Genomic DNA, 11,387 nt, shown 5'->3' with positions numbered 1-11,387 from the left:
GCTTTGTGTCAACAAGCCTAAAGTCTCGCCATACCCCCAATGGTGGTGTCAACCACCGGGGGAATCATGTGGCAGGGACAAGCCCACTGGCTTTAGCCGTGGGTGGTTGACTTCAGTCCCCGCAGTCTTCTCCGCCACCTTAATCGACGCTGTCTGATCTTCATCGCCCAACCCCATCCCCATCGCTATGGTCTGAATCTGATACGCTGCCGCGCCCATCAAATTTGTCGCACCCAGTGAAGCGGCCATCTGCGCAGCCAACCCGAGATCCTTATGCGACAATCTCAGCTTAAAATAGGGTTCAAAATTTCGCACCAGTGCGCGGCGCTTAAAACTCCCCTGCAAATGCGACGAATTTGCAGCCGTATTCGACATCACATTCCACAACACACCCACATCCAATCCCGCAGCAGCACCCATCGCAAAAGCCTCACCCAACAGCGTAGCAACCGAACACGACACCAGATTATTGACCAGCTTAGTCGTCACACCCATGCCCAACTCGCCACAATAAAACTGCTCGTCGCCCAATGTATCCAGCACATCTTGCACAGACGCCACCACATCGGCATCGCCGCCGATCATCAGCGTCAATCCTCCCCGTGCCGCGTCTGCCGGACCCTTGCCCACAGGCACATCCAGCATATACCCGCCCTTTTCCGCTATAACCCTGCCAACCCTGCGCGTCGTATCCGGGTCAATCGAACTCATATCGATATAAACCTGCCCCTCCGACAACCCGGAAACAATACCATCCGGTCCCAAAGCGACTTGCTCAACAGCCTGTGGCGTCGGCAGCGAAGAAATAACAACCTCCGACTGCTCGGCAACCGCCCGGGGCGTATTCACCCCCGTTGCCCCCTTCTCCTGCAAAACCTGCACCGCTTCATCGCGCAAATCGTGAACCGCGACATCATAACCACTCGCAACCAAATGACTCGCCATCCCACCACCCATCATCCCCAGCCCCACATATCCCAATTTTCGTTTCACCCTCTCACCTCTCAAATGCTAAATGTTAATCATCTCTCGGATCTGGATGGATCGGATCGACCCAATACACCTTCTCCGGTTCTTCAACAACTGGAATATCCAGATTCACCACCACAGGCTCTTGATCGCTGCGCACCAGCACGCACTCCAGAGGCTCATCCACACTGGCATTGATCTCCTGATGCGGCACATAGGGTGGCACATAGATAAAATCGCCCGGACCCGCCTCTGCCACATACTCCAACTGATCGCCCCACCGCATGCGCGCCTTCCCGCTCACCACATAAATCACACTCTCCAGTGCCCCGTGGTGATGCGCGCCAGTCTTTGCATTCGGATGAATCTCAACCGTACCTGCCCACAGCTTCTCGGCCCCCGCACTCGCACGATTAATCGCCGCCGCCCGCGTCATCCCCGGCGTCTGCGGCGTATTAAAATCCAACTGATCGCCCGTCACCACCCGCACCCCATGATTGCGCCAATCCTTTTTGTTCCCCATAACACCTCCTCGCAGAACACCCTATCCAATCGCCTCGCGCTCGCGCCAACGATACATCCGCAAAGCCGGATCATTGGTCTCCACCATCCACTGCTGCAACCGCGCCTTCAATCGCGCCACATCATCGGCATAATCCGGATCATCAATCACATTATTCATCTCATGCGGATCGTTCTTCAGATCGTACAACTCGTCCTGCCCCGTCAAATTGCACCCGTATTTCAAATCCCCCATACGCAGCATCTTCATCGACGTAGCCACATTGCCCAACCCCAAAAACTCCGTCACCACAGCATCCCGCCACTCCGTCGCCTCACCGCGAACAAGCGGCAACAGCGACGCACCGTGAATCGCATCCCCATCGTAAGATCCACCAGCCAGATCCAAAATCGTGGGATACATATCCGCCAGCGAAGCAAACTCCGCAACGCGCTCTCCCGCATGCGAACCATCCGGCAGCCGGATAATCATCGGAACATGATGCGTCTCTTCAAAATGATGCCACCCCTTATCCAGCAACCCCCCGTGACTGCCCAGCGTCTCGCCGTGATCCGCCGTAAAAATCAGCACCGTATTGTCCAATTCCCCACTCACCTTCAAATAATCGTACAACCGACCAATCTGACTATCAATCATCGACACCCGCGCATAATAATAGCGCACCGCCATCGCCCAATCTTCCCACGTCAAATTTTCCTTATCCCAATGAATCTTCAAATGATGCGGACCGGGAATCTCTCGCGAGGGCCACTCGTAATTTCCCCACGGCGGAATCTCCACATCCCGATACCAATCCACAAACTCTCCCGTCGCGTGATACGGCCCATGCGGACCCCAGAAATTCAAACTGATAAAATACGGCAAATCGCGCTCCCGAAACGACCTGCTCATCTCAATCACATTATCCACCAGATAAGCCGGCACAGAAGCCTCAGTTGGCACAGTCAACTCACCCACCCCATTGCGGACCATCGTAGTCGCCTCAGCCCAGGGCTTCACGCCCGGCTCATAACCCTTTGCCCGCGCCCAGGCCTGATAATCCGAATAACTCGAACCAGCCCCGCCGTGCCCGGCAAAATCCTGCCCTTCATACCCGATACGAGAAGGCGAAGATGGCCTATTCGAGCCCTGAAATGTTTGCGTCTTCTCAGAACCGAGATGCCACTTTCCCGTATATCCCGTCCCATACCCCGTCGCTTGCAAGCGCCGCGACAACAGTTCGGGCCGGTCCTCCAACTCGTGAACGCTACACCCCACCTCGTGGATATTTGACGTAATACCATGGGTATGCGGATACACGCCCGTTTGCAGCGTCCCCCGCGCCGGACTACACACCGGATAAACCGTATAAGCATTCTCAAACAACACACCCTCTGCCGCGAGGCGATCAATATTCGGCGTACGACACGGCGTATCGCCATAAGCACTCACGCCCGACAGGCGATGTTGATCAGTCAAAATAAAAATGATATTAGGTCTATCTGCCATTTAATCCCTCCCAGTACTCCCACATATCATCTGGCGTCTCAAACTGCAACTCATTCCAATTCTTCCACTTAAATCGCGTAAACAATCCCATGCGGATATTGCGACTGCAATTCTTACTCGCGCTGTGAACCATCAAACCGTGCCAGAAAACCACCGTCCCCGCGGGACCTGTAATCTCCATTGGATCGGGCAAATCAATAATCGTCCCCATGTGAATCTGAGTAGCTGGTTCATCGGGATCTAAAAACTGGCGATTCACACTCAGCAAAGAATGCGACTTGAAATAATCCGCCATCTTTGCATGCGTACCGGGCCACACACAAAATCCTCCCGAGCGGGACTTGATATCATTGAGATAAACGGTTGCGGCAATCGTAAAACCAGCCACCGTCAAATCCTTTTGCCCGTAGCCATCTACATGCCCGCCCGAAGGCTTTGACCATTGATCCGTACCCGTGGGATAGCGGAACAACGGCGTCGGCTCAGCCCACTCGGTTAGCCGCCCTTTGCCCGCCATCTCTTCGGCCATATCAAACACGCCGTAATCGTACACAATAGACCGGTGCAACGTCGGAGTCTTGCTCTCGGGCTTTTTCGGCTCCGCATTCACCCACGTCTGAGGATCGCTGCGGTCTGCCCAAACACCGTGCCACAGACCATCTACAGCGCGTTCCATCAAATCCTCAGGCAAAACATCCCGCTTAACGAGATACCCATTATCTTTAAAAAATTGTTTCTCATCACGGGTGAGCAATCCCATGGTACATTCCTTCTATTTACCACTACGCCGCCACGGCTTTCTCACCCAAATGCTCCTCAATCCACGCCTTCAAAGGCACATCTTCGGGTTTGGGTGACGTATATCCAAAACCGCCCGAAGGACTCGCACCCAACAACTGTCTGCGAATGGGGTCGCTACGCTCCAAAAAATGATCCACCGTCATATTGTCGCGGGGCCGCAACCAGCGATAGCTATAGCCGTAAAACAGCGTACGCCTGGGCGAATTCCAATAATTGGTACTGCTCGAATGCCAGATACGTCGATCAAAAATAACCGCACTACCTTTCGGCACACACACCTGCATACCGCTCTCGGGCATTTCTGAGCGACTTTCGCCCGGAAACACATTGCCCAGATGCGAACCGGGAACCACAACAAAATTCCCGCGACCAGGCTCTGATGCATCCGTCAAAAAGAACGCCACCTTCAGCGAAATCCTCGGACGCGGATTCGTTTCAATATCGAGATTGAGGCGACCGCTATCCTGGTGAAAACCAAGCCCCGGACCATCCTTCTCAAGCGACTTTCCCGGACCAACAGGAGGCGTCACAATCATATGAGAATGATAAAGCTGAATATTCCAATTCAGCAACCCCCATACCTTTGGAAAAGTCTTATACCAATCGAGCAACTCCAAAAACAAATCATCCTGCCCGATAAAATCCAGCTTATTCGACCGCTGATTCGGCCCAATGCCCTCTCGCTCTCGATACGCGCCATCCACGCGATCTACAACCGGCACCAACTCATCCACCAGATTCTCTGGCAACACGCTCTCGAGAATAAAAAACCCATCGCGTTCAAACTTCAACCGCTCCTCTTCGGTCACACAATAATCCAGACATCTCGCGTCCATAACACAAGCCTCCTCTAACTCCGTGTGAGTGGAAAACCCCTCTCCCAATTCTCCCACACCTGCACATCAACTCATACAACCTCCTCTTCAAGCTCTGCCAAACGCGCCTTCTGCTCCACCAGCATGCGCTCTCGTTCGCGGCGAAACTCCGTATAATACCGCTCTCGCTTGCCCGTAATGCGGTAATCCAATCGCTCGACACCCAGCGCCCGCAACACCACCCTCTCCACCAGTGAAAAATCATCGGGATCCTCGCGATTGAAATTCATAGGCTCTTTAAACGCAACCGGAGGATTCGTAATAAACCGCGGACGCCCCGAAGGATTTGGCGCAGCAGAATGCAACATATACGGATGAATCAGATACACATCACCCGCATTACCCGTCGCCTCGACAAATTCCTCACATCCCTCAATCATCTTTCCAAACGAACCCGTCGGTTCCAGCCCCTCGGGATGATCGTACAAAAACCGCGCAACTTTTGGAATCGAATCCGGCGCGAGATACGTACCGCCGCTATTGGGCAACACATCATCCCAAACAACCACCGTCAACAAACCCTGCTCTGGACTATCCAGAAAATGCCGAAAAAAATTGCCATCCTTGTGCCATCCCCCGCTCTTTGCCGACGGAACCCATGGATCATCGGCATCTTTGTGAAAATTAATAATAAACCCATCCCCCCACGAAGGCTCACCCTCGATGCGCTCTGCCCCGCCCATCACATCGCATATCCCATCCCATGCTTTTGGCGCGAGATCGGCAACTGCCCGCCGATTCATTGACGGCATGTGAATGCGATCCTCCACCCAGGTCGTGGGATCATCCCTGTCATACCCCAATCGCAGATACGCCAGATCGAGCCAATCCTGAATCTCTGCCTTCTCAAAACACCCCTCTAACTTCACGTATCCCTTCTCGACAAAATGCGCGGCCTGCGCGTCTGTCAATACCTTGAACGCCACAACAACCTCCTGTGCAAATGGGCGGGTTGCGAAACCCGCCCCTACTGAACCTTCAAATGCTTAAAAAAGAACGCCAGCATCGCCTGATTCACATTCCCCGGCGGTGGCGACCCCATCTTCGGCAAATACATCTCCACCTCCACACCCGCTTCATCGCACCGCTCTTTGATCGCAATTGCATGTTTGGGATGATGAACATAATGATTGCGATTTTGGGGCACCCCACCCCTTTGACTACAAAACAAAAACACAGGAGGGTCATCTTTTGTAATCAACCCGCGCATATCCACATCCGCCCGAATCTGCTTGCCCTTTTCGGTCTCCGCTTCATCAAACGTAGCCAGACCGTAAAACGAGACATCCCTGGAATAAAAATTCTCAGCAGGCAAACCGAGCACAGACTCCCATTGAAATATATCATAGGAAAACTGACCATTGCGAAACCCCGCCGCCACAATGCGCGAAGATTGGCGAAGCACGAGATCTTCACTATCGGGATCGGCCAGATCATCGTGAAACGCCAGCCATATCGAAGTCCCCGCACCGGCAGAGCCACCATAAGAAGCGATGCGTTTGGGATCGACGTGCCACGCTTCGGCATTGTATCTGATAAACTGCACCGCACGCGCTGCATCGCGCAAAATATCCTGTATGGGCGCAGTATTTCTAAACCTGTAATTAATCGCCGCAAATGAAACGCCCTTTTCCAAACAAGTCTCAACAACCACACTGCCGCGAACACCCCTTTTATTACCACCGACAAACCCACCCCCGTGAATAAAAATCAAAACAGGTGCTGGCGCATCCGACTCTGCCCTCCAGAAATCCAGCACATTGCGCTCATAAGGACCATAAGCCACATTCTCAAGCGTGGGCGGCGTCCCTTTTCTCTCAGCCTCCTGAGCATATACACCTGTTGTCCCAAACAAAATGCAGCATAAAATCCATCTCCCAACGCGCATTACTTCCTCCTATCCCTAAACCTCAACTGTCCACGGAACCTGCTCCGGCGTCACCCCGTATTCCTCTGCCCAATCAGTAAGCGGATACGTATTTGCCCTCGCGCTCAAGTTGGGACTATCACTCAACGGCACATCCAGAAGCTGCTTTTCAATATCGCTCAAATCTGCGATCACGTCATCATCTAAATTCTCCAGATAAAAACCATTCCGAATCCACTTATAACTATACCCCAAAATAACCACCCTGGACGTGCGATGGCTCAAATTTGGCGACTTGGTGTGAAAAATGCGATTCTCAAAAAACAGCGCATCCCCCGCCTTACACACCGGCTGCACCACCTCGGGCGGATCGACCTCGCCTCTCGGAATACCCAGCGGTTCATTCAACACATGACTCCTCCTCGCAAACCGCGTAATCCCCGAATCCGGTCCCGGGAAATCCGTCAAACAATAACACACCTTAATCCCCACGCGAGGCTGATACGCATGCCCGATCTCCTGCGTAATCCCAATATCCCGATGCCAACTACGCATCGGCTCCGTCGTCTCGGCATCCTCTGGATCCTTGTAAATAATCGCCGTATTCTGCAAATGAATGTCTGGACTCAAAAGTTGTATCACCAGAGGCACCGTCCCCGAATGTGCAATCAAAGAGCGAAACACCGGCTCCTCCACAATCCCGTCTCGAAACTGCTTGTACGCCCTTCCCCTATCATTATAAGACGCCATCATCGCATCACACGCATCCGTCAACCGCGCGATTTCCTCAGCCCCCAGAACATCCTCCACCACCAGATACCCTTCCGCATCAAAAAACTCTCGTTGCTCATCGCTCAATTTTACAAAATCCATGACAATTCTCCTTCACACTTCCCAATATTTCCACATATCATCCGGCGTCTCAAACTGCAACAGATCCCAATTTTTTGTACTCATGCGACTCACCAGAGCCATCCGTATCTGATCGCTACAATTCGACGTACCGCTGTGAACCATATACCCGTGCCAGATACACGCAGTACCTGCTCGCCCGACCAACTCAACAGGTTCATTCAGATCGAAAATGCGGCCCATATCGCGCTCGACAATACCGCCGGGATGATGCATATTGAGACCCAGCAAGGAATGCGACTTGAAAAATTCTGCCACAGTCTTATGGCTACCGGGCCACAGTGTAAACCCCCCGCCACGCGGAGCCACATCACTCAGATAAACCGTCACCCCAATCGTGAACCCCACGGTTGCTTGCTCGCTCTTATTATAACCATCCAGATGTGGCAACTTAATCGCCCACTCATCGCTGCCACTCGGATACACCAGAATCGTCGAAGGATCTGCATCATCGCTCAAATCGCCAGCCAGTTCCCTGCACATCGCAAACAAATCCGTTTCGTAAAGCGTTGCGCGAATCGCGGGATGATCCCAACAATCTGGACTTCGCGGCCCGGCATCTATCCAGGTCTGCGGATCATCGCGATCTGCTTCAATATAACGCCAAAGTGTATCGACCGCCCCTTGAATTTGACCCTCGCTCAACATATCGTGCCGAATGAGATAGCCATTTTCCACAAAAAAAGTTTTATCCTCAGCCGTCAACAGTGACATACCAACCCCTTCCGGAGACTCACAATGACCAGACAACCCAACATTCTCTTTTCCATGTGCGACGACCAGCGACACGACTGCATGGGATGTGCGGGACATCCCTTCATCGATACACCTGCTATGGACCGCCTCGCCCGTGAAGGCGTCCGCTTTGCCAATGGCTTCACCGCCATACCCCTTTGCGCGCCCAGCCGAGCCAGCCATCTTTCCGGTGTTTATCCTCACACCCACCGGGCAGCGCACAACCGCGCACCGATTCGCTCCGACCTCGCAACCTGGCCCGAGCAATTACAAAAAGCCGGATATCGCACGGGCTTCTTTGGGAAAATACACTACGGAACCGAAGGCATTGACCTCCCCAGCGGCGACCCCAAACCCGGATTTGAACGCTGGGTCAGTTTTCGCGGTCAAGGAGACTACGAAGACCCGATCTTTATCATCGACGGTGAAGAAGTCAAACATCGGGGATACAACACCGACCTCCTCGCCGACTACGTCGAACAATTTCTCGACCAAAACGACGACCGTCCCTGGGCAATCTGCCTGTGGTACAAAGCCCCTCACGGACCCTTCACCCCACCGCCGCGTCATGCCCATGCCTATTCCGATGACGAACTCCCCAAACCCAACGCCCTGGGCGCGTCTCGCGATGGCAAAGCCAGAACCCTTCGCGAACGTCCTTACAACTTCGAAGACAACGAACGCTACGACACCTTTATGCGCAACTACGTACGCACCGTGCGCGGCGTAGATGATGCCCTGGGCCGGGTACTCGACAAAATTGACGCCATTGGACACACCAACAACACACTCGTCGTACACACCAGCGACCACGGCTACTTCCACGGCGAATTTGGCCTCGGCGACAAACGCTGGATGTATGACCCATCCATCCGCGTACCCTATCTCATGCGCTATCCCGACCTCATCGCCAACCCCGGTCGCGTAGAACAAACCGACGTAATCAGCCTCGACATCCCGGCAACCATCATGGACGTATCCGGTCTCGGCGTGCCCGATCACTACCACGGCCACTCCCTGAGACCACGCCTGACCGACGAAGGCGAACTACCTCGAGAAGACCTCTTCTTCGAATACTTCGAAGACCCGCCCTATCCGTATTTCCCAACAATGGTCTGCTTGAGAACCCAAACCGAAAAACTCATCCACTACATCCGAGAAGGCGAAGGCGACGAATATTACGACCTCGTCAACGACCCCGACGAATACACCAACGCCATCGCCGACCCCGCTTATGCCCATCGCGTTGCCGACATGCAAAAACGGCTTTCAGACGCCCAGGAACGCTTCGAATTCACCGTGCCAGACCTGTCGGGCCAGTACTAAATACCACAAAAGGAACACACATGATCGAACACCCCAACCTCCTGCTCATCACAACAGACACCCAGCGCTGGGACACCCTCAACTGCATGGGCAGTCCCTTTGCACATTCACCTCATGCAGATCGCCTCGCAGCCGAAGGCGTCATGTTCACACAGGGACACACGCCCTCGCCCGTATGCAACCCCTCGCGCAGCAGCCTCATCACCGGTCTGCACACCCCCATACACGGCGTATGGGAAAACGGCATGACACGCCTCACCCACTTCCCAACCCTACCCGACCTCCTCAAAGAACAGGGATACACCAACATCATGGTCGGCAAACAACACTTTGGACAAACCCCTGACACCTTCGACATCATCATCGGTCAGGACGACTACAGAGAATACATCCCAAAACACGGGTTCACACCCCAGGACTGCCACAAACAACCCACACCCGTACCCGAAGAACACTTTCTCGACACCTTTTTTGCCAAACAAACCATCGAACAAATCGACAAAGTCGTCAAGCGTAATTCGGGTCCCTTCTTTGCCTTCTGCTCATTCCCCGCACCGCATCCACCCGAATGTCCACCAGGCGACTGGCTCACCTTTTACGACAACTGCGACAACCTGCCCGACCTCAATTACACCCACCGCGAAGAACAAAATCAACCCACACACACCAAACGCCTGCTCGGCATCAAACCCGAAAACGAATGCCATCCGGGCGAAGACCCAAACACCATCAAATACTGGCGAGAAGCTATTGGCCGCATCTACGACCCGCAATATCGCGACACCATCATGGAACTCCGCAAAATCTATTATGCGTATGCCGCGTACTGCGACGCCCTCCTCGGTCGCATCCTGGACTACCTCGACCAGAACAACCTCCGGGAAAACACCCTGATCATCTTCACATCCGATCACGGGCAGCAATTCTTCGACCACGGCTTTAATGACAAACACAACTTCCACGATGAATCCTGGCGCGTCCCCTTTATCATGAGCATGCCAGGCACCCTTCCGCAAGGAGAAACGCGCGACTTCGCCATCTGGAACGACATCACCACCACCCTCCTCGCGGCTGCTGGCACCGAATGCCCCTCCATGCAGGGATTCGACCTCTTCACCCCACTCACCAGAGGCGAACAATCCCCCCGCCGCTGCGCCGTCGCCACCCTCTACAAATCCTGTGCCGTCGCCACCAAACGCTGGAAACTCGCCTACTTCTTTGAAGAAGACGAAGGCCGTCTATTTGACCGCATCAACGATCCCAAAGAACAAATCGATCTATACAATCATCCAGACCATCGCGAAATCCGCAACGAACTGCGCCACGCCCTCTTATCCTGGCGCGGCGACATCGCCGACCTCAAAACCGTACTGGAAGGCACAACCAAAAACAGAGGACCAAACGCCCGGGGATACACCACCGTAGCCCCTCGCATAGCCCCACACACCCATCAAATGCGCGGCACCGATGCCGAACAGCGCCTGAATGAAAAATGTGAACGGATAGACGAGATGGGGTAAATTAAACGCAAAAGACTCGAATGCCCTTCGACACCCGAGTCTTTTCACTTGAAACCAGCGCATCTATCTACCGGTATTGAAACTCCGGCGACCCGATCAATATACTCACCACCTGCATATCTTTGCGCTTAGCATCTGCGGGAACCATCTTTTTGACCTCTGACGCAATAGCACTCGTATCCTGTGCTGGTAATAACAACTTGCTATACATCGCCAATGCCTCTTCCGTCGTTGGCGTATGCTCGCTCTGCCTGGGCAACTGCTTCAGTACAACCCCCCCAATCCTACCCATCGCCAGACGCACGCCAAAATTCCATCGCGCGATCAGCGTACCCGAATTTGCCCACGACTCGGCATAATCCGGAAAACCC

Annotated in this window: 12 protein-coding genes; 2 read left to right on the top strand and 10 right to left on the bottom strand. The window is 53.7% G+C overall.

From position 1 onward, the window contains the following. Positions 1-48 precede the first annotated feature (48 nt). The 9 genes from OXG87_22840 to OXG87_22800 form a co-directional block, all read right to left on the bottom strand. Positions 49-993 (bottom strand): NAD(P)-dependent oxidoreductase, encoded by a 945-nt coding sequence (locus OXG87_22840; protein MCY3872392.1) that lies wholly within the window; start codon positions 991-993, stop codon positions 49-51. A 25-nt stretch (positions 994-1,018) separates the two neighbouring features. Then, a complete protein-coding gene (locus OXG87_22835; protein ID MCY3872391.1) occupies positions 1,019-1,492 on the bottom strand; it encodes a cupin domain-containing protein in 474 nt (157 codons plus the stop codon). 21 nt (positions 1,493-1,513) lie between these two features. Further along, complete coding sequence (locus OXG87_22830; GenBank protein MCY3872390.1) at positions 1,514-2,980, bottom strand: sulfatase-like hydrolase/transferase; 1,467 nt, start codon at positions 2,978-2,980, stop codon at positions 1,514-1,516. Beyond that, positions 2,970-3,740 (bottom strand): phytanoyl-CoA dioxygenase family protein, encoded by a 771-nt coding sequence (locus tag OXG87_22825; GenBank protein MCY3872389.1) that lies wholly within the window; start codon positions 3,738-3,740, stop codon positions 2,970-2,972. The genes OXG87_22830 and OXG87_22825 overlap by 11 nt, the downstream gene beginning before the upstream one ends. Positions 3,741-3,762: 22 nt before the next feature. Next, a complete protein-coding gene (locus tag OXG87_22820; protein MCY3872388.1) occupies positions 3,763-4,617 on the bottom strand; it encodes a phytanoyl-CoA dioxygenase family protein in 855 nt (284 codons plus the stop codon). Between the two features lie 71 nt (positions 4,618-4,688). Continuing rightward, entirely contained in the window at positions 4,689-5,582 is an 894-nt protein-coding gene (locus OXG87_22815; protein MCY3872387.1) for a phytanoyl-CoA dioxygenase family protein, read from the bottom strand. A gap of 41 nt (positions 5,583-5,623) precedes the next feature. Then, positions 5,624-6,544, bottom strand: a complete 921-nt coding sequence (locus OXG87_22810) for an alpha/beta hydrolase (GenBank protein ID MCY3872386.1) — start codon at positions 6,542-6,544, stop codon at positions 5,624-5,626. 15 nt (positions 6,545-6,559) lie between these two features. After that, positions 6,560-7,396 (bottom strand): phytanoyl-CoA dioxygenase family protein, encoded by an 837-nt coding sequence (locus OXG87_22805; GenBank protein ID MCY3872385.1) that lies wholly within the window; start codon positions 7,394-7,396, stop codon positions 6,560-6,562. Between the two features lie 12 nt (positions 7,397-7,408). Then, entirely contained in the window at positions 7,409-8,149 is a 741-nt protein-coding gene (locus OXG87_22800) for a phytanoyl-CoA dioxygenase family protein (protein ID MCY3872384.1), read from the bottom strand. A gap of 24 nt (positions 8,150-8,173) precedes the next feature. Here OXG87_22800 and OXG87_22795 point away from each other — a divergent pair, with 24 nt between their 5' ends. Next, positions 8,174-9,496 carry a sulfatase-like hydrolase/transferase gene (locus OXG87_22795; protein MCY3872383.1) on the top strand — a complete coding sequence of 441 codons (1,323 nt, stop codon included), beginning with the start codon at positions 8,174-8,176 and terminating at the stop codon, positions 9,494-9,496. Between the two features lie 20 nt (positions 9,497-9,516). After that, positions 9,517-11,016, top strand: coding sequence for a sulfatase-like hydrolase/transferase (locus tag OXG87_22790; protein MCY3872382.1), 1,500 nt, complete (start codon positions 9,517-9,519; stop codon positions 11,014-11,016). A 67-nt stretch (positions 11,017-11,083) separates the two neighbouring features. On the opposite strand, the gene OXG87_22785 is transcribed toward OXG87_22790, so the two are convergent. Then, on the bottom strand, positions 11,084-11,387 hold a 304-nt coding region (locus OXG87_22785), incomplete at its 5' end, for a DUF1800 family protein (protein MCY3872381.1).

This window comes from Gemmatimonadota bacterium (genome assembly GCA_026706845.1).
GTDB lineage: Bacteria > Latescibacterota > UBA2968 > UBA2968 > UBA2968 > VXRD01.
Note: the sequence above shows the minus strand (reverse complement) of the source record. Positions and strands in the feature narration are given on the sequence as shown.